At 58.2% G+C, this 18,909-nt stretch carries 21 protein-coding genes and 1 tRNA gene; 16 read left to right on the top strand and 6 right to left on the bottom strand.

All coding sequences use genetic code 11. From position 1 onward, the window contains the following. Positions 1–90: 90 nt before the first annotated feature. Positions 91–576, bottom strand: a complete 486-nt coding sequence (locus BSF79_RS13520; protein ID WP_090270360.1) for a hypothetical protein — start codon at positions 574–576, stop codon at positions 91–93. Positions 577–823: 247 nt separating this feature from the next. On the opposite strand from BSF79_RS13520, the gene rpsF reads away from it, so the two are divergent. The 6 genes from rpsF (at position 824) to BSF79_RS13545 (ending at position 4,091) form a co-directional block, all read left to right on the top strand. Continuing rightward, the gene (gene rpsF / locus BSF79_RS13525; RefSeq protein WP_090270361.1) at positions 824–1,186 is read left to right on the top strand and encodes a 30S ribosomal protein S6; all 363 of its coding nucleotides are present in this window, start codon (positions 824–826) and stop codon (positions 1,184–1,186) included. A gap of 29 nt (positions 1,187–1,215) precedes the next feature. Then, on the top strand, positions 1,216–1,443 hold the full coding sequence (gene rpsR / locus BSF79_RS13530; protein ID WP_090270362.1) for a 30S ribosomal protein S18: 228 nt from the start codon (positions 1,216–1,218) through the stop codon (positions 1,441–1,443). A gap of 12 nt (positions 1,444–1,455) precedes the next feature. Further along, complete coding sequence (rplI, locus tag BSF79_RS13535) at positions 1,456–2,070, top strand: 50S ribosomal protein L9 (protein WP_090270363.1); 615 nt, start codon at positions 1,456–1,458, stop codon at positions 2,068–2,070. A 218-nt stretch (positions 2,071–2,288) separates the two neighbouring features. Then, a complete protein-coding gene (locus tag BSF79_RS20240) occupies positions 2,289–2,414 on the top strand; it encodes a hypothetical protein (RefSeq protein WP_281248644.1) in 126 nt (41 codons plus the stop codon). Next, on the top strand, positions 2,415–3,116 hold the full coding sequence (locus BSF79_RS13540; protein ID WP_090270364.1) for a LuxR family transcriptional regulator: 702 nt from the start codon (positions 2,415–2,417) through the stop codon (positions 3,114–3,116). It begins immediately after the preceding gene. 99 nt (positions 3,117–3,215) lie between these two features. Continuing rightward, entirely contained in the window at positions 3,216–4,091 is an 876-nt protein-coding gene (locus BSF79_RS13545) for an acyl-homoserine-lactone synthase (protein WP_090270365.1), read from the top strand. A gap of 69 nt (positions 4,092–4,160) precedes the next feature. Here the strand turns inward: BSF79_RS13545 and BSF79_RS13550 are convergent, their stop codons facing one another. The 3 genes from BSF79_RS13550 to BSF79_RS13560 all read right to left on the bottom strand — a co-directional run bounded on the left by BSF79_RS13550 (position 4,161) and on the right by BSF79_RS13560 (position 6,168). Further along, complete coding sequence (locus tag BSF79_RS13550) at positions 4,161–4,577, bottom strand: DUF1330 domain-containing protein (protein ID WP_090270366.1); 417 nt, start codon at positions 4,575–4,577, stop codon at positions 4,161–4,163. A 149-nt stretch (positions 4,578–4,726) separates the two neighbouring features. After that, complete coding sequence (gene tig / locus BSF79_RS13555; protein ID WP_090270367.1) at positions 4,727–6,061, bottom strand: trigger factor; 1,335 nt, start codon at positions 6,059–6,061, stop codon at positions 4,727–4,729. A 23-nt stretch (positions 6,062–6,084) separates the two neighbouring features. Then, positions 6,085–6,168 (bottom strand) — tRNA-Leu (locus BSF79_RS13560). A gap of 177 nt (positions 6,169–6,345) precedes the next feature. Here BSF79_RS13560 and BSF79_RS13565 point away from each other — a divergent pair. Next, entirely contained in the window at positions 6,346–6,840 is a 495-nt protein-coding gene (locus tag BSF79_RS13565) for a Hint domain-containing protein (RefSeq protein ID WP_090270368.1), read from the top strand. On the opposite strand, the gene BSF79_RS13570 is transcribed toward BSF79_RS13565, so the two are convergent. Continuing rightward, positions 6,837–8,414 (bottom strand): NAD(P)H-hydrate dehydratase, encoded by a 1,578-nt coding sequence (locus BSF79_RS13570; protein ID WP_090270369.1) that lies wholly within the window; start codon positions 8,412–8,414, stop codon positions 6,837–6,839. The genes BSF79_RS13565 and BSF79_RS13570 overlap by 4 nt on opposite strands. Positions 8,415–8,587: 173 nt before the next feature. Here BSF79_RS13570 and BSF79_RS13575 point away from each other — a divergent pair, with 173 nt between their 5' ends. From BSF79_RS13575 to BSF79_RS13595, 5 genes are all read left to right on the top strand, one after another. Then, complete coding sequence (locus tag BSF79_RS13575) at positions 8,588–8,926, top strand: P-II family nitrogen regulator (RefSeq protein WP_090270370.1); 339 nt, start codon at positions 8,588–8,590, stop codon at positions 8,924–8,926. A gap of 31 nt (positions 8,927–8,957) precedes the next feature. Further along, entirely contained in the window at positions 8,958–10,364 is a 1,407-nt protein-coding gene (glnA, locus tag BSF79_RS13580) for a type I glutamate--ammonia ligase (RefSeq protein WP_090270371.1), read from the top strand. A gap of 341 nt (positions 10,365–10,705) precedes the next feature. After that, entirely contained in the window at positions 10,706–11,557 is an 852-nt protein-coding gene (locus tag BSF79_RS13585; RefSeq protein ID WP_090270372.1) for a hypothetical protein, read from the top strand. 117 nt (positions 11,558–11,674) lie between these two features. Beyond that, positions 11,675–12,484: a lytic murein transglycosylase gene (locus BSF79_RS13590; RefSeq protein ID WP_090270373.1), complete on the top strand. Its 810-nt coding sequence runs from the start codon at positions 11,675–11,677 to the stop codon at positions 12,482–12,484. A 220-nt stretch (positions 12,485–12,704) separates the two neighbouring features. Next, entirely contained in the window at positions 12,705–13,148 is a 444-nt protein-coding gene (locus tag BSF79_RS13595; protein WP_090270374.1) for a glyoxalase superfamily protein, read from the top strand. Here the strand turns inward: BSF79_RS13595 and BSF79_RS13600 are convergent. Then, on the bottom strand, positions 13,143–13,883 hold the full coding sequence (locus BSF79_RS13600) for a heme-dependent oxidative N-demethylase family protein (RefSeq protein ID WP_090270434.1): 741 nt from the start codon (positions 13,881–13,883) through the stop codon (positions 13,143–13,145). The two genes, BSF79_RS13595 and BSF79_RS13600, sit on opposite strands and share 6 nt — an antisense overlap. Before the next feature lie 317 nt (positions 13,884–14,200). Here BSF79_RS13600 and BSF79_RS13605 point away from each other — a divergent pair, with 317 nt between their 5' ends. The 4 genes from BSF79_RS13605 (at position 14,201) to BSF79_RS13615 (ending at position 18,863) form a co-directional block, all read left to right on the top strand. Further along, the gene (locus BSF79_RS13605; protein WP_090270375.1) at positions 14,201–16,018 is read left to right on the top strand and encodes a hypothetical protein; all 1,818 of its coding nucleotides are present in this window, start codon (positions 14,201–14,203) and stop codon (positions 16,016–16,018) included. Between the two features lie 153 nt (positions 16,019–16,171). Continuing rightward, positions 16,172–17,479, top strand: a complete 1,308-nt coding sequence (purB, locus tag BSF79_RS13610; RefSeq protein ID WP_090270376.1) for an adenylosuccinate lyase — start codon at positions 16,172–16,174, stop codon at positions 17,477–17,479. Positions 17,480–17,543: 64 nt separating this feature from the next. Next, on the top strand, positions 17,544–17,696 hold the full coding sequence (locus tag BSF79_RS19510) for an adenylosuccinate lyase (protein ID WP_139246443.1): 153 nt from the start codon (positions 17,544–17,546) through the stop codon (positions 17,694–17,696). Positions 17,697–17,783: 87 nt separating this feature from the next. Beyond that, positions 17,784–18,863, top strand: a complete 1,080-nt coding sequence (locus BSF79_RS13615; RefSeq protein WP_090270377.1) for a flagellar motor switch protein FliG — start codon at positions 17,784–17,786, stop codon at positions 18,861–18,863. Positions 18,864–18,909: the final 46 nt, after the last annotated feature.

An 18,909-nucleotide genomic window follows, 5' to 3' on the forward strand; every position in this document is an offset into this window, starting at 1 on the left:
GGCCATTTACAGATGCCGAAATGGTCCTCTTTTCCCCGAAAGATAGCAATTCCGCACAATCCCACACCGACTGTGGACCGATGAACAGGGTCAGAGCGAGACTTGCGCGAACTTTGATTTCAGCAAATTCAGGTCAGGCATCCCCGCTGCCCCCGATAGTGCCACGCGCAGAAGCTCTCGCCCGCCCGGCGCCCGAACGATCAGCACATCATCGGTGAGGCTCAGTTCCTCGAGCTCGGACAGCGCATAGCGGCGTTGCAGCCGGGCGATTCCGTCGCCGCCGCGTAGAATATGACTTAGATACCCGGTCTTGGCATCCAGACGGAACTCATCAACGCCCGGTGAGCGGCCTGCAAAGAACAAGGCAAGTCCTGTGCCACTGAACAAGACAGACACCAGACAACGCATCAGCGCTTTGCCTGAATCCGGGCTCTCGGTGGGGACCAGCCAAAGACCAAAGGCTGACAAGCATAAAACAACGCCCGCGAAAACCAAAGTGCCGCGTGCAAGTTGGCCAATGCGGCTGATCGGTTCATCCGGCTGCCCCAAAACGATACTCTGTGTCGGTGTGTTCATCTGCCCGCCTCCATGACTGATTTCACAGTGCAAAGGAATAAAGGCACAAATTTGTCTTAGAATGGGCAAAACAAGGCGCGGGGGACTGGTATTGCGCCAACATGGCAGGGTTGCGCTGATGTGCGAAGAAGCGTAAAGGGGCACCTCCTTTCGCAGTTTTCTTTTTGAACCGCGCAGTCTCTCGTGGATGGGTCGCGGAAGGTCAGCCCATCCTATGAAATGCGCCTGAACATGAACAGGAGTGCACATGCCGCTTTACGAGCATGTATTCATCTCGCGTCAGGATTTGTCCAACACGCAGGCTGAAGGGCTTATCGAACATTTCGGCACCGTCCTCGCGGACAACGGCGGCGCAGTCGTCGAAAGCGAGTACTGGGGCGTCAAAACGATGGCCTACAAGATCAACAAGAACCGCAAGGGTCACTATGCCTTCCTGAAAACCGACGCCCCGGCGACGGCAGTACAGGAAATGGAGCGTCTGATGCGCCTGCATGACGACGTAATGCGCGTTCTGACCATCAAGGTCGACGGCCACGAAGAAGGTCCTTCGGTCCAGATGCAGAAACGTGATGACCGCGGTGATCGTGGCGACCGCCGCGAGCGTCGTTGATCCCTAGCCTCAAGAAAGGACGCTAAACCATGGCAACTAAACCGTTTTTCCGCCGTCGCAAAGTATGCCCCTTCTCGGGCGACAATGCGCCTGCGATCGACTACAAAGACACGAAACTGCTGCAGCGCTATATCTCTGAGCGTGGCAAGATCGTGCCTTCGCGTATCACCGCCGTCTCGGCAAAGAAGCAGCGTGAACTGGCTCGCGCCATCAAACGCGCCCGCTTCCTCGCCCTGCTGCCCTATGCTGTGAAATAAGGAGAGCAGACAATGCAAGTTATCCTTCTGGAACGCGTGGCCAAACTTGGTCAGATGGGCGACGTCGTTGACGTCAAATCCGGCTTTGCACGCAACTTCCTGCTTCCGCAGGGCAAGGCGCTGACCGCGTCGCAGCGTAACATCGCCGACTTCGAAGCCCGCAAAGTGCAGCTTGAAGCGCAGAACCTGGAAACCCGCAAAGAAGCCGAAGCAATGGGTGAAAAGCTGGGTGGCCAGCAGTTCATCGTGATTCGTCAGGCCTCTGATGGTGGCGCGCTGTATGGCTCGGTTACCACGCGTGACGCGGCCGATGCCGCCACCGCCGGTGGGTTCTCTGTCGACAAAAAACAGGTCGTCCTGATCAACCCGATCAAAGATCTCGGTCTGCATGACGTTCGCGTTGTGCTGCACCCTGAAGTCGAAGTGACGATCCAGCTGAACGTTGCTCGTTCGACCGAAGAAGCCGAGCTGCAAGCTTCGGGCAAGTCGATTCAGGAACTGGAAGCCGAAGCCGAAGCTGAAGCCGAATTCGAGATCGCCGAACTGTTCGACGATATAGGGGCTGCAGCGTCGGATGACGACGACATAGGCGGTTCGCCTTCCGAAGAAGCTTCGGACGAAGACTAATCGCAAGGTTCAGACCTTCTGATGCAAAGAATGCCGCGCAGCTAACCCTGCGCGGCATTCGACGTTTCTCTTCCTTCCCCATTGATTCGGGAAAAGATTTGGGGCACGCTGACTTAGCGTTATTTTCCTCGTTGCTTCTTCTCCGTTAGGACGCCAACACGAATACCCTTCGTTCATCCGGCCCTTTTCTGAAGGGGCGGCCCCGGTGGGAGAGGAAAATGAGCAGGACAAACATGTATGTTGATCACATCTCTGACACCCGCGTGCGGGATCTGTCGATCATCCAGTGTATCCGCTCGACACCGCCACACCGCCATGACCTTGTGGTCAGAGGAATCGTATAAATGGATCTGATCGATCTCAGTCTTCTGGATGGAAAGGACGAAGGTTTCGTCACCTTTCTTGATACGTTGTGTGATCAATATGGGTTCGATTATGCCGCCTATGCCACCGCAAATCCGATTGTCGGCACGATGCAGGGCTACGCCACGTACCCGGACGAGTGGAAAACACACTATGCTGAAAGCGGTTTTCACCGGATTGATCCGACTCTGCACATGTCAGCCCGCAGTATCGCGCCGGTCAACTGGGACCGATTGGACCGCGACAAGAAATTCCTGTCTGTTTTCAGTCATGCGCATGATTTTGGCATCTCGGACCGCGGCCTGACGATTCCAGTCCGCGGGCCTTACGGTGAATGCGGGCTGCTCAGCGTGACCCTCAATTGCGGAGATAGCGATTGGGAAAAGCATACACGCCACCACGCTTCGGATTTGCAGATGGCCGCAGTTGTCTTGCACGACTCGGTTATGCAAACAGATTCCCTGTCGCGCATCCTGCGCCGCCCTGCCCTTTCGGCGCGCGAGCGCGAGATCCTGCAATGGGTGGCCGTGGGCAAATCCCAGCAGGATATCGGCGATATCCTCAGCATCTCGCACCGCACGGTCGAGGTACATATCCGCTCTTCTCGCGACAAGCTGGCGGCCCTGACGACGGCTCAGGCCATCGGTCGCGCAATAAGTTTCGGAATAATCCACCCGGGCTAAGGTTACCAGAACGTCAACTCAGACTACGGGAAACCCCCAATAACCTTAGCGCGAAATCCTTGGTAGCGTTCCCTTAGTCGCAAATTTGGGGAAATTGCCATGATTATTGTCGTAGATGCACTTAACAGAGAAAAATTCGCAGACGTTCTGACAGAAATGTTCCAACTTCGGGCGCGCGTGTTTGGCGGCCGGTTGGGATGGGAAGTCGATATCACGAATGGTCTTGAGATTGACCAGTTCGACCGCCTTGATCCGGCTTATTTCATCTGCCTGGATGACGATGGCCATGTTGTTGGCTGCGTTCGGGCGCTGCAAACGACCGGGCCGCATATGCTGTCAGACGTATTTCAGTCGATCCTGAACGGCGAGCCGCCACTGCGCAGCTCGACCTTGTGGGAATCCACACGGTTCTGCGTCGATACCAAACGCCTGAGCCGCGAAGATGCAACCAGCACGATTTCGCAGGTTACCTGTGAGGTGATGATCGGCTCGCTGCAATGGGCGCAGAACGCGGGGATCACCGATATTGTGACCGTAATCGACCCGGTCATGAACCGCGTGCTGAAACGCTCGGGGGCCGCACCTTACGGCTATGTCGGCGCGACCGTGCCGATGGGCAAGGTCAAAGCCATGGCCGCCTTGCTGGACTGCACAGACGAACGCATCAACGAGATCCGCAACTACGCCGGGATCTCCCACGATGTTTTTGCCGATGAAGACGAAGCGCTGGCCCTGTTCAACGCGCGCGTCGACCGCGAAACCGGTGTACCTGCCCGTTCGGCGCTTCCCGCCACCGATGCCCCGGTTGCAGCACCCGCTCCGACCGAAGCCTATCGCAGCGACCATCTGCGCAGCTACTGTGAAGAGCAGATTGCCAACGCTTCAACCCCAGAGGAGTATGCCGCCGCTGTCGCTTTGAAACGCGAATTGGCAGACCTTCTGAAAGGCGCGGCACCGCGTCGCCTCGACGCCTGATACGACCGACCACCACTCACGGCTGTTGCCTTTGAATCTCTCCCGTTCAAAGGCAACAGTGGTGGTATCTCATGATCCGAAATTGGCGCCGGACGGTAGCGGAGCCATTCGGATCAACCGCGAATCTTGAACCGCCGCCTGCCGATGCACCATCGCCTCGCGATATTGCGCGTCCTTGATCATATCAGCGAACACGTGCGGTCCCGGATACTCTGCGATAAAGCACAGATCCCAAATCTCGTCCTGCGGGCCGATCAGCATCTGCTCCATGTCGCCGCGCCAAACCACCCGCCCGCCCAATCGTTCCAGAACTGGCTGACTGCCCGTGCCATACGCGGCATAGGCCTCGGCACCCGTGGCCTTGCGCCCGTCAGGATACACGGCGACATCGCGCAACTTGACCAGATTAAGCATATGGATCGGCCCAGACCGGTCATTGGCGCGAAACCTGTCAAAATCGTCCCTACTGAAGCCTGTGTATTCCATGCCGATCCTCCCTGATCATACCCGACCAGAGTGCCCCTGCCCTCGAGCCCGGTCAAGCGCGCCCACATCCCGCCCGAAGCATCGCCACATACGAAAAAGGGCCACCCGTTTCCGGGCAGCCCTTTGAATTCGTTGAAAACCCTGTGGGATTATTCGTCGTCCAGCGCCTCAACGGCCTTCTGAAGATCGTCTTTGCCGACTTCCTTGTCGGTGACGTCTGCCAGCTCGACAATGTAATCCACGACCTTGTCTTCGAAGATCGGCGCACGCAGCTGCTGCTGCATTTCCTGGTTCTGCTGGATGAACTCGAAGAACTGACGCTCCTGCCCCGGATACTGACGCGCCTGCGCCATGATCGCCTGGGTCATCTCTGCGTCGGTTACTTCAACCTCGGCCTTGCGTCCGAGTTCGGCCAAAAGCAGTCCGAGACGCACACGGCGGCCAGCCAAAGTGTTGTGCTCTTCGGTCGGCTCGATCTTGTCGTGGTTGTGATCGTGCACATCAGGGTTCTCTTCGTGCCACAGCTGATGCGCGATCTGAGTTGCCTCGGCTTCGACCAGCGACGGCGGCAGGTCAAACGACACCATGCCATCCAGAATATCCAGCAGCTTGCGCTTCATCACCGCGCGTGCGGCACCTTTGTACTCGGCCTCCAGACGCTCGGCGATCTGAGCTTTCAGACCGGCCAGATCCTCGGCGCCGAATTTCTTGGCCAGCTCATCATCCAGCTCGGGCGCTTTGGGCGCTTTCACTGCTTTGATTGTGCAGGAAAATACTGCGTCTTTACCAGCCAAGTTGGCCGCGCCATATTCCTCGGGGAACTTCACGCTGACTTCTTTTTCGTCACCGGCCTTCACGCCGGCCAGCTGCTCTTCGAATCCGGGGATGAACGAACCCGAGCCCAAAACCAGCGGGTAGTCATCCGCCGCGCCGCCCTCGAACGCCTCGCCGTCAACCTTGCCCAGAAAATCGATCACAACCTGATCGCCCTCTTCGGCCGCAGCGCCTTCATCACGATCAGCAAAATCCTGTGCGGTTTCCGCCAGCGAGGCCAGCGCCTCGTCGACCGACGCATCATCGGCCTTGGCCACCAGACGCTCCAGCGAGATTGCTTTGAAATCAACTTCAGGGATCTCAGGCAGCGCTTCATAGGTCATCGAGACCAGAACGTCCTGACCCTCTTTCCAGTTATCGCCATCGACCATGACCACCTGCGGCTGAAGCGCGGGGCGATCGCCACTGTCTTCAAAATGCTGGCCCATTGCGGCATCGATGGTTTCCTGCATGGCTTCGCCCAGCAGACGCTGACCAAACTGCTTGCGCAGCAGCGCCATCGGCACCTTGCCCTTACGGAAGCCCTTCATTTCGACCTCGGGCTGCGCCTCTTTCAGCTTTTCGGCAACTTTCGCGTCCAGCTCGGTGGCCGCGACGGTGATCTCGTAGCCGCGCTTCAGGCCTTCTTTCAGGGTCTCGGTGACCTGCATTTATTCGTCCTTTTCCATGTCTCTGGTGCGGGTGAAGGGACTTGAACCCCCACGCCTTGCGGCGCCAGAACCTAAATCTGGTGCGTCTACCATTCCGCCACACCCGCGAAAACCTCACAGGCAACGCCCATTGCCTCATGGGGGCCGCCCGCTGTTCCGGCGCTGTCTAGCAAACCCTTTGAGGGGAAGCGAGAGGAAAAACACCTTCGCAAAAAAGGGCGCGACAAAAATATGTGCAGACGCTAAGGTTGTAGAAAAAGAGCAGGCAGCAGCAGGACACGCCCATGAAACCGAATACGGTCGGGCGCAACGACGGGCAACAGCCCGCGACGCGTCGTAATTCCACACCAGAGGGCCTTTTGGCCGGAACACTAATACTGACGCAGGATGGCGAGTTTCCCGTCGAAGCGCTCAGTGCGGGTGACAAGATCATTACCCGCGGCGCAGGATTTGTGGCGCTGCGCAACATTCACCACCACGTGTTAACCTGTGAAACCGTCCGCATTCGCGCAGGCACGCTGGGGCACACCCGGCCTGAGGGTGATGTGGATCTGCCCGTCGGGCAGATGATCCTGATCCGCGACTGGCGTGCAAAGGCGATGTTCGGACAAGAGCAAGCGTTGGTCGCCGCCGCGCGACTGGTCGACGGCGCTTTTCTGACGCTGCAGCCCGAGGCCCGGCATTCCGTTTTCACGCTGGTGTTTGACACGCCTCAAGTCATCTATGCCAGCGGCCTTGAACTGGCATCTCACCACCCTGCCCTTGCGGTCGTTCGCTAAATCACACCGACCTGCCTGAACACGTTCGGTAACTCCTCCGGCATATCCTCGGCGATCAAGCCGGGACCAAAGCTGCGCGCGCATTCCACATGCAGCCAGGCTGCTGCTTCCGCCGCCGCGATCGGGGAAAACCCACGTGCCAGAAGTCCGGCGATAAAACCGGCCAGCACGTCACCGGACCCCGCCGTCGCCAACCAAGGCGCTGTACGGTCGTAGAGGGCCGAACTGATGCTACATTGCCCGTCCGGTCCGGCGATCACCGTATCCGCTCCTTTATATAACACGGTACAGTCGGCCCTTGCGGCCGCCTCGCGCGTAGCATCAACCTTGGAGTAGGCTGGGCCCTTAGTTGGCCTCGCATCGAATTTCGCGGCAATGTCGGGGAACAGGCGTTTGAACTCGCCCCCGTGCGGGGTCAGAACGCAGTCCTTGTGCAGCATGTCAAACAGCGCCTCTGGATCCTGTGTAAATGCAGTCAGCGCGTCCGCGTCCAAAACCGTTGCACGTTGCGCCGCCAACGCCACCGGAACCAATTCACGCGCGCGTTCAACCCCCAACCCCGGTCCAAGGCATAGCGCGTTGAAGCGCGGGTCCTGCAACAAAGCCTGCAATGCAGCACCATCGCAAACGCGCTTCAACATCAACGCAGTGATCTGGCTTGCCACCTCTTGCTGCGCTGCGGGCGGCACGCCCACGGTGACCAGCCCCGCCCCGATCCGCAACGCGCCCCGCGCCGCCAGCCGTGCCGCGCCCGTTTGCCCCGGACCGCCCGACAGGATCAACGCATGACCGTGTGAGTATTTATGGCCGGTGCTAAGCTTTTCGAGCCTTTCACGCGCCCCCGAAACCTTCCACACGGCATCGGATGGGCAGGTCGGACCCAGACCGATATCGACGACCCTCAGCCGACCGCAACCGTAGGCCCCACCATAATTTTCGCAGTTCTGGCTGAGATAGTGACCGACTTTGGCCCGGTGAAAGGTGACAGTCAGATGTGCAGGCATCGCGCCGAAATCACGCCCGCTATCGCTGCAAATGCCGCTTGGGATATCCACAGCCACAAATTTTGGGGCGCCTTCTGCGCGCATGTCTTGCAGTGGTCCCGGCATAAGGCCGTACCATGTCGCACAAGTGTCTTCCGGCATCGGGCGTGTCAGGCCCGTTCCGAACAAAGCATCGACGACCAGATCAAACGACGTGTCCTCATCTTCAAAATGATCTCTTTGCTTTTGGTCATCCCAGGGAATCGTCTCTCCCAAAGCGCACCATCGCGCGTGGTTCGCCTTGGCATCCGGCGGCAACCGTTCTGGATCACCGTAAAGGTAAACCTCAACCTCCCACCCCCAGCCATTGAGCAGCCGCGCCACCACGAATCCGTCACCACCATTATTGCCCGGACCACACAGCACAATCGCCCTATGTGACGTCAAAGACAGCTCCGGCCATTCGGCGAACACGGCATCAACCACGCCATGCCCGGCGCGCTCCATTAGCTCCAGCCCGGTGACGGCACCCGACTCAATCGCGGCGCGCTCGATGGCGCGCATTTGAGCAGATGTCAGCAATTCGGTCATACCACCCCACTATGCGATTCAATTTCGATCATTATTTAATCAACACGCCTAATATTTAGCCACGCATCGAGATTCCAAAGGCTGTCCGCCCTTGGCTTGACCCTAGTCAATTGAGCCCCCCTTGGGAAAGTGTTCTGTCGCTCTGCAACACGTCTTGGCGAGGAGACCCAGCGATGAAAAAGATCGAAGCGATCATCAAGCCTTTCAAGCTTGATGAGGTCAAGGAAGCTCTGCAAGAAGCAGGGATTCAAGGCCTCAGCGTTGTCGAAGTGAAGGGCTTTGGTCGTCAGAAAGGCCATACCGAACTGTATCGCGGCGCAGAATATGTGGTCGATTTCCTTCCCAAAGTGAAAATCGAAGTCGTTCTGGACGATGATCTGGTTGATGGCGCCATCGAGGCAATCATTGATGCGGCAAAAACCGACAAGATCGGTGATGGCAAGATTTTCGTCAGCCCGATCGAACAAGCGATCCGCATCCGTACCGGCGAAGCCGGCTCGGACGCACTGTAATTATCCAAAATAAAACGAAAGGGACAAGGGAATGAGCATAGACGCAGTTCTCAAACTCATGAAAGACGAAGAGATCGAGTATCTCGACGTTCGCTTCACCGATCCGCGCGGCAAGCTGCAGCACGTGACCGTGATCTGCGACGAAGTCGATGCCGATTTCCTCGAAGGCGGCTTCATGTTCGACGGCTCTTCGATCGCGGGCTGGAAGTCGATCGAAGCTTCCGACATGAAACTGATTTTCGACACCGAAAGCGTTTATATCGACCCTTTCTATGCCGAAAAAACCCTGTGTATCCATTGCTCGGTCGTCGAGCCGGACACTGGCGAAGCCTATGACCGCGACCCGCGTGGCACGGCGCAGAAAGCCGAAGCCTATCTGATCTCTTCGGGTATTGGCGACACCGCGTTCATGGGCCCTGAGGCCGAGTTCTTCCTGTTCGACAACGTCAAATACTCGAACAGCATGAACAAAGTGTCCTTTGAAGTGGACGCTCTGGACGCCTCCTGGAACACCGACACCGATTACGAGATGGGCAACACCGGCCATCGTCCCGGCATCAAAGGCGGCTATTTCCCGGTCAACCCGACCGACGATGCGCAGGATCTGCGTTCGGAAATGCTCAGCACGATGAAGCGCATGGGCATGAAGGTTGACAAGCACCACCACGAAGTGGCGTCTTGCCAGCATGAGCTGGGTCTGGTGTTCGGTTCGGTCACCAAGCAGGCTGACGAGATCCAGAAATACAAATACGTGATCCATAACGTGGCTCAAGCCTATGGCAAATCGGCGACCTTCATGCCGAAACCCATCAAAGGCGACAACGGCACCGGCATGCACGTAAACATGTCGATCTGGAAAGACGGCAAGCCGCTTTTCGCAGGTGACAAATATGCCGATCTGTCGTCCGAAGCGCTGTATTTCATTGGCGGGATCCTGACCCACGCCAAAGCACTGAATGCTTTCACCAACCCGTCGACCAACAGCTATAAGCGTCTGATCCCTGGCTTCGAAGCCCCGGTTCTGCGCGCTTACTCGGCACGTAACCGGTCGGGCTGCGTTCGTATTCCGTGGGCGGAATCGCCCAAGGCAAAACGCGTCGAAGCACGTTTCCCCGATCCGTCGGCGAACCCCTATCTGTGCTTTGCGGCTCTGCTGATGGCTGGCCTTGACGGGATCAAAAACAAGATCGATCCGGGCGAAGCCATGGACAAGAACCTGTATGATCTGCCTGCCGAAGAACTGGCCGATATCCCGACCGTTTGTGGCTCGCTGCGTGAGGCTCTGGACGAACTGCAGAAAGATATGGACTTCCTTCTGGCCGGTGACGTGTTCACCAAAAGCCAGATCGAAGGGTATATCGACCTGAAAATGGAAGAGCTGGAAATGTACGAGCACACTCCGCACCCGGTCGAGTACCAGATGTATTACAGCTGCTAATTGCAGCGCGCGTCTACACGTATAGGAAGATCAAGGGGCGCTCACGAGTGCCCCTTTTTTGTGCTTAGGCCCAACTCAACTTCACAATTCCATTGTTTATTTCGCTAGAATTGTGGGATTGCCCCTGCCTCTTCTGATTTCTGCCACACAAACTCCTTTTTTCACCGACAGGTTGAGTAAACAGAACATCAAACTGGAGGTCTGTTATGGAAACGGAAGACAACCGGTACTCTGCGGGACTAGTATTTCTTGGTAAAAAGCACTGCGATACACTAAGCTTGAGCAATCGGCTTCAGAGCATTCTCGAAGCAAACGGCCAGCGCATTTGCTCCGTCGACGCAATGTCAGAAACCCACTTCCGGATCACATCCGATTTGTTGGTTGTGGACCTTTCGGTCCCCGACAAACCGAACGCGAGCGATCATGCGGACTATCACAACGCGGCGCGCGATCAAGCCACCGCGGACAGCAACGCAACCCAACAAGTGCTCGATCAGGCCGAACTGATCATAAAAGTGACCCTGACGCAGCTGTCTGGCGCCGCGAAATCCGATGCACTGGCGGCAAAACGGACCTCGCAGGCCTGCCTTGCAACGCTGGTCTGTCAGATGGCCGTCTGGATGCGCCCGGAGCATGTGCAGTGGCTTAGCCCTGACACCATTCTCGACACCGACGAATTCATCAAGGCCGTGACCCGTGTCATGCCGCGGCGTGTGCGCAACACGGCTCAACGCAACGCGACACGCAGCAAACGCCCGGTAATGCAGCTTCAGCCCGCGATCACAGCGTCCGAAACCACGGTGACGGTGGACAAGGCGCGGTTTCCGACCGTTGAAGAGACGACCCACATGCTCGAGTCCGAATACAAACGCCGCCTCAAGACAATCAAGTCGCCCGAACAAGGGGCGCAGAATCTGTCAGATATTCGGGCTGCGATTTATGATACGGGCCCCAATGTGACCACCGCGCCGCAATCCAAGGATCAGAGTTCAACGATCCGGCTTGCCACTTGGATGGTAGCGCTGACGGTTGGTGTATTCTCTTTGCCTGTCGCAGTAAGCTTGGCGATCATCAATCTGTTCAGGGGTGAAGATCTGCGACTTGCTGGCCAGTCACTTGCGCTGACGGGACTGTTGGTGACGCTCAACGCGTCGGGTGCGACCGCACAGGTGTTGCAGGCGATTACTGGCTGATCCAAGTGCGCGGGCAGATCGTTTGGCGGCGCGTGACTGTGACCACGCAGCAATAATTGTTGGCGTGCAATATAGGACAGGCTAGGCTTCTGACATTTATATATGCCGGAGAGCCTCATGCCCCGACTTTTTTTTCAGCGCCTTGCTTTGTCTGCCGCCGTTATTTCAAGCCTCTGCACCGGCGCAGCGGCTGCCCCCTGCGGGTCCACATCCGCCGGGTATGACGCTTGGAAACAGGCATTTTCCCGCGAGGCCGCCGCCGCTGGTGTTGGACAACGAGGGTTATCTGCTCTATCCGGAGCGCGCTATGCCAGTCGGACGATCGCCGCCGATCGCAATCAGAAATCCTTCAAATACAGCCTCCAGAAATTCATGCAGGTGCGCGGTGCGAATACGATCGTTGCACAGGGGCGAAAACGTAAGGCACGAGACGCCGGGTTCTATGCTGCGCTGGAAAAACGCTATGGTGTGCCCGCTGGGGTCGTGATCGCCATTCACGGGATGGAAACCGCATTTGGTCATTTCATGGGGGACAGCAACGTGGTGTCGGCCATTACCACCTTGGCCTATGACTGCCGCCGCTCGGATTTTTTTACCCCGCATGCCTTGGCCGCCCTGCAACTGGTGGATCGCGGCGTGATTTCATCCGGTTCTGTTGGGGCAAAGCATGGTGAGTTGGGCCATACCCAGTTCCTACCGGGCAATGTGCTGAGCTATGGCGTTGATGGAAATGGCGACGGAAGGCTGGATCTGACCAATCAGGCCGATGCGCTGACCTCGACCGCGAATTTCCTCGCCAGTAAAGGCTGGAAGCCCGGCAAAGGGTATCAGCAGGGACAGCCGAATTTCGCTGTAATCAAGCAGTGGAACGCGGCGGGCGTGTATCAGAAGGCCATAGCCATCATGGCCGAGCGGATCGACCGCTAGACCTGAGCAAGGTGAGTATTTGGGTCAGAAAGAAACCAGGGGCTTGAACGCATCGGAAGCTACCTCTATTTGAGGGCAAGGTTCAGGCACCTGCCGCTCGCGGCCTTTGGCCATGGTGAAGCCCTGATACGTCTTTCCGTTGTTCTGTCCTATGGGTCATGACACGGCAGCAAAGCGAGCGCTGTCAGGTAGAATTGACCCATGCAAAGGGCTACAATTGATGGACACGTCTCTTCCTTCCCGCGAAGCGCTGAAGGCGCACGCAAAACGGCTGCGCAACTCGATGGATGCTGCCGGAACGCCGATTTCTCATGCGTTGGCTTTGGAAGCCGTGGCGCAACAATGGGGGTACCGTGACTGGAACACCCTGTCAGCCCGAGCTGAAGCCGCGCCAGCGATACGCTGGCAGATCGGGCAAGCGGTTCAGGGGCATTATCTGGGCCAAGGCTTTACCGGGCGAATCAAGGCCGCACACCAGTCTGGCGGCGGGTATTGGAGACTGACCTTGGTATTTGACACGCCGGTGGATGTGGTGACGTCGCCGCTGTTCAGCTCGTTCCGCAAGCAGATCAACTGCACGGTGAATTCGCAAGGCGTGACGGTCGCGGCCACATCGGACGGGCAGCCGCACGTGGTGTTGCGCGCCCGAAGTGGCGGATCATAGCCGCGCGGCATCCTGCGCTGACAGTACGAAAGTGTGGATGGAAAACACCACGGCCCGGCTAAGCGGCAGGCGCATCAGGGCCTGCCGTTCGCTGCGCAAGTAGGTTTTCGTAGTATCCTGTCTGCGCGGTCCCGCCTCGGGGCGAGGTTGGTGCAGGCAGGCGTCAGCATACCATAGCGCGTTGAAACGCCAAAGCGGTCGCCCCGGCTGCACCCCGTCGAAAAGGCGCTGAACGCGCTTGGCCAGTTCTGCATCATATACGTCGACGGGGACGTGGATACCGATCAGAGGACGCATGAATTTCTCGGCCAGAGTCCAGCTGGCCGGAAAGCACAGAACCGCGCCGGTCAGCACATGCTCTTCTCCACGTTTTTCCAACAAGCACAAGTCATCTTGCACCAGCTGCCCCAGTGTCGCCAAAGGATCGGCGCGGTCGATCTGAACCAGCTGCCCATCGGGGCGCACCACCTGCCCTGCCTGTACAGAAAAATCGGCGCGTTGACGCAGCTGTTCCAACACGACCTCGAGCAGTTCCTCAGCCGCGGGGCGTGCGGTCTCGTCCAACCGTAGAACAGCCGCACGATGATCACGTAGCAGGCGGGTACGCTCGGCCATTTGCGGGCCATACGCCTCGTCGATCAGCAACCAGTCCTTGGGCGGCAGGGGCGCTATCCCAGGTAACGGTCGCGGGGAGTGCACATCATAGGGGATCGTGTTTTGCAATATTTCCGACATGCACCAGCGGTGGCGCAAAACGCCCGCTAAAACAAGCCAGAACCACATGCGGGAGGTTTTGAAACCCGAATATCCACCCCAACGGCGCCCCCAAAAAGACCAGCCCCGCATGACCATTGGCATAGTTCGCCCTATTCCTCCTGTCTGGTCATAGTCAAAATGACCATCGCTTTACGCTGATGCACACAGGCCCCTGCCCCCAATCTGACCGACCGTGACCCCGCCGCTATCCGGCACGTCGCAAAAGTGATTTTAGGGGGCCAGTTTTGCCAGTTTTGACACCAACAGGTATTTCACCATACCAATTCGGCGCCGATATGTTTGGTGCAAATATTCTGTCCACCCGCGACGATCTGGGCGAGGCTGGCACCTATGATGATATCTGCGAAAGCCTCGGCATAAGCGTCATCCGCTATCCCGGAGGCACGCTGACCGAGCGTTATTTCGACCTGTCCAATCCCAATCAGGACACAGCGGTCGACGTCACAAACGGCAATGAGATCCCCCTGCTGCCCTATGGCGAATTCATGGCCTATGCTGAGGATGCCGACATTGCGGTCAATATCGTGCTGCCAACCACGTCGTACCTGTCCGAAGAAACCGATGCAAATGGCCACCGTTTTGCTCAGATAGACGAGGCCGAAGTGCGCGGGTTCATTCAGAGCACCCTGAATGGAGAGTTTGGCGCGCCCGACATCCGGTCGTTCGAGATCGGCAACGAATATTGGGGCGTCGGGATGAGCTCGCTCGAATATGGTCGGGTTGCGGCGCGGATGTCGGAAATTATCGATGAAGAACTCAACAGTCATCCCAATGCGATCCTTTTCACTGAAACGGATGTGATCGTGCAGATGGGCACGAACTACGGCACCGCCGGGCTTGATGGTGACTATGCCCATCTTACCAATGTTGAGGACCAGATCGCCGCGTTGAATGAGGACTACGGCCTGGCACTGGACGACAGCCATGTGTCCAACTCGGGTCAGATCGTATGGGCGCGGGTCGCCAATGAAATCATCATTGGTGAGTTCGACACTTCATCGGAACAGATGGCCATCGATGGTGTGGTCAGTCACATCTATTCACGCGGGCCAGAGATCCCTAACAGTCGCTACTTCGATCTTGCGACAGTTGAAAGCACTTGGGAAAAAGCGATTCCCGATCTGGAACGCCACGTTACCGAGTGGAATGTCTCGTCCCGCTCTGCGGCATTCGAGCGGGGCGAGGATTTTGGGCTGCTTCAGGCGCATGAAATTCTGAACGTCGCCGAGGCGATGAACCTCTTTGATGTCGAGGCGGCCTATGTCTGGCCGGTGCAACAGAACAACAACACCACACTCAGCGGAGACGAGGGCGATCTGGACCTGCGCGTGCCGGGTGAAATGTTCCGCATGATGAAGCAGAACCTGACCGATACCCGGCCTGTTGATCTGACCGGTGGGGCTGGGCGCGAAACCGAAGAGCAAACCCCGGACGCAGACATTCATATGTTTCAGGGGCAGGACCGGATCGTGTTCTATGTCGCCTCAACAACCGGTGAACAGGCGGAAACGATGATCGACCTGTCCGGCATCGTGACCGACCCAGGCCAGGTCACTGCAACCCGGCTGGGCGTGGCCCCCGGTGAGGCGCCGGGCGATGGCGCGTCGCAGGCGGCTGTCACCGGCCTGAGCCAAGACGCGGTCCTGCAAGACGGTGTGCTGATGGCCGATCTTAATGCGTACGAAATCCTTGAGGTCGTGCTCGAGGCACCGACCCTCACTGACAACTACAGTGGATTTTTGGAGGCGAACGGATTTTTCGACCAGCCGCCAGAAGAGATGGCGGCTGACCTTGCTCCGGAAATGACCATGACCGCTCTGATGGATAACGAGGCTCCTGCCCTTTTCAACCAGACAGATGCTACGGTCGACGCGCCCACACCCGCCACCTTCGCCCCCGCAGTCGCGCAAGACAGCCCCGAAGAAGACGGCACTGACGCCTTCCTTGCCACCGTCATGCTGGCCCCGTCCGACAAAGCCCCCGACACGGAGGACACCTCAGACGAGGGCGACGACGAAAGCTCAGGCGATGACGGTGGCTTCGGCGGGATGATCGGGGCGCTTCTGCTTCTGCCACTCTTGATGTTGGGGTGACGGCGGCGCTGCCGCCAAAATTCCTGCATTTTGCATGACCTACCTGCGGTCCCCGGCCGCTTTTGTGCAAAACCGCCATAGACCCGCCTTGCCGCGCGGCACCGCGCGGTTTAAACCGCGCCCAACCCAAGCAGACGCGAAGAGGCCTCAGACATGATCCCCCGCTATTCCCGCCCCGAAATGGTTGCCATCTGGTCGCCCGAGACGAAATTCCGCATCTGGTACGAGATCGAGGCCCACGCTTGCGATGCGATGGCCGATCTGGGCGTGATTCCGCGCGCAAACGCCGACGCCGTATGGAAAGCCAAAGACGTGGAATTCAACGTCGCCCGGATCGATGAGATCGAGGCCGTGACCAAGCACGATGTGATCGCGTTTCTGACCCATCTGGCCGAACATGTCGGCAGCGATGAAGCCCGTTTTGTGCATCAGGGCATGACATCGTCCGACGTGCTGGACACCTGCTTCAACGTCCAGTTGGTGCGCGCTTCCGACATCCTGATCGCGGACATGCAAGGCCTTCTGGCCGCACTGAAGCGTCGGGCGTTTGAGCACAAAGACACCATCCGCATCGGCCGCAGCCACGGCATTCATGCCGAGCCGACGACGATGGGCCTGACCTTCGCACGCTTTTATGCCGAGATGGACCGCAATCTTGCCCGCCTGCAAACCGCCCGCGACGAGATCGCCACCGGCGCGATTTCCGGCGCGGTCGGCACCTTCGCCAATATCGATCCGCGCGTCGAGGAACATGTCTGCGCCCAACTGGGCCTGACCCCCGAACCGATCAGCACGCAGGTGATCCCGCGCGACCGCCACGCCGCGTTTTTTGCGGCACTTGGCGTTGTGGCTTCGTCGATCGAAAACGTCTCGATCGAGATTCGCCACATGCAGCGTACCGAGGTGCTGGAAGCTGAAGAATTCTTCAGCGCCGGTCAAAAGGGTTCGTCGGCAATGCCGCACAAACGTAACCCGGTCCTGACCGAAAACCTGACCGGTCTGGCCCGACTGGTGCGCATGGCCGTTGTGCCCGCGATGGAAAACGTTGCCCTCTGGCACGAGCGTGACATCTCGCACAGCTCGGTCGAGCGCAACATCGGCCCCGACACTACCGTAACGCTCGACTTCGCCCTGTCGCGCCTGACCAGCGTGATCGACAAGCTGGTGATCTATCCCGACAACATGCTGGCCAACATGAACAAATTCCGTGGTCTAGTGATGTCGCAGCGCGTGCTTCTGGCACTGACCCAAGCGGGCGTCAGCCGTGAAGACAGCTATAAGCTGGTGCAGCGAAACGCGATGAAGGTCTGGGAGCAGGGAAAGGATTTCAAAACCGAGCTTCTGGCCGACGAAGATGTTCTCAAGGCGCTGTCCGCAGAAGAGATCGAAGAGAAATTCGATCTCGGCTATCACACCAAGAACGTCGACACGATTTTCCGGCGGGTGTTCGGCGAAGCGTGATTTCTGAATTTCGCGCATCTGTGCTAGGCTCTTTCCAGTGTAACCCACTGGAGGGAGCTTTTTCATGTTTAAGATTGTATTGACTGCGCTGGCCCTATCAGCCGCCCCCGCGCTTGCCATTGCCGAATGTTCAGCCGGGCACCAACAAGCCCTGTCCTGCGCCAGCGGCACGGTCTGGGACAGCCAAAGCGGAAGCTGCAAAAAGCTGACTGGCTAATAGAAACCGGCGACCAGAACAGCGCGCCTTCAGCCTTTGTTTACCCTTCCCTGCGTATCTGGTGCAAATCGCACCAATGAGGGACGGATGACCAACCTGACACCGCTTGCCCGGATCGCCCCACCGAACACGGCCTCGGGCAAAGAACGGGTCAGCCCGGCCAGATCCTTGTCACGTCGTCAAAAAGCCGCCGTCATCGTGCGGTTTTTACTGAACGAGGGGGCAGATCTGAGCTTTTCTGACCTACCCGAGGATCTTCAGGCAGGGCTTACGCTGCAGTTGGGCGACATGCGCGTGGTCGACCGCTCTACACTTGCGAGTGTGGTCGCAGAGTTCGCCGACGAGCTGGAGCAGATCGGCGTGACCTTTCCGCATGATCTGGCGGGGGCATTGTCGGTTCTGGATGGGCGTATTCACCCGCGGACAGCCGCCAAACTGCGCAAACAGGCGGGCGTGCGACAATATTCCGACCCATGGGACCGGATCCGCGCCATGACGGCACCCACCCTGCTGCCAATCTTCGAAGCGGAAGCGACCGAAGTGGCTGCGGTGGTTCTATCGAAACTTGATGTCGCTCGTGCAGCCGAGGTTCTGGCGCTGTTGCCCGGTGACAAGGCGCGGCGGATTACATATGCGGTATCGCTGACCGGTGCCGTCACACCCGATGCCGTGGACCGGATCGGCCTGTCGTTGGCCAGCCAGCTGGATGCCAGGCCAGAACGTGCCTTTGATGCTGATCCCGAGGAGCGGATCGGCGCGATCCTGAATTACTCGCCCTCTGCCACCCGAGAAGAGCTGCTGAATGGGCTGGATCAAGAAGATGCGGAATTCGCTGGTCGGGTGCGCAAGGCAATTTTCACGTTCGCCAACATCCCTGCCCGCATCGCCCCCCGCGACGTGCCCAAAATCGTCCGCGGCGTCGATCAGACCGTTCTGGTGACCGCCCTGGCCGCCGCCCCGGATAGCGATCTGGGCGAGGTTGCAGAGTTCATCCTGTCCAACATGTCGGCGCGTATGGCCGATAGCCTGCGTGAAGAGATCGGAGAAATGGGCAAAATCAAAGTCAAAGCCGGTGAAGATGCGATGGGCGAGATCGTCAATGAAATCCGCCAGCTGCAATCAGCCGGAGATATAGAGCTGTTGGGAGAAGACGAAGACGCTGATTGACGCCCCGCGCCTATGGACAGCCTGCCCCGGCGCGCCTAACCTGATG

It is taken from the genome of Thalassovita taeanensis, from assembly GCF_900110775.1.
Classification (GTDB): domain Bacteria; phylum Pseudomonadota; class Alphaproteobacteria; order Rhodobacterales; family Rhodobacteraceae; genus Litorimicrobium; species Litorimicrobium taeanense.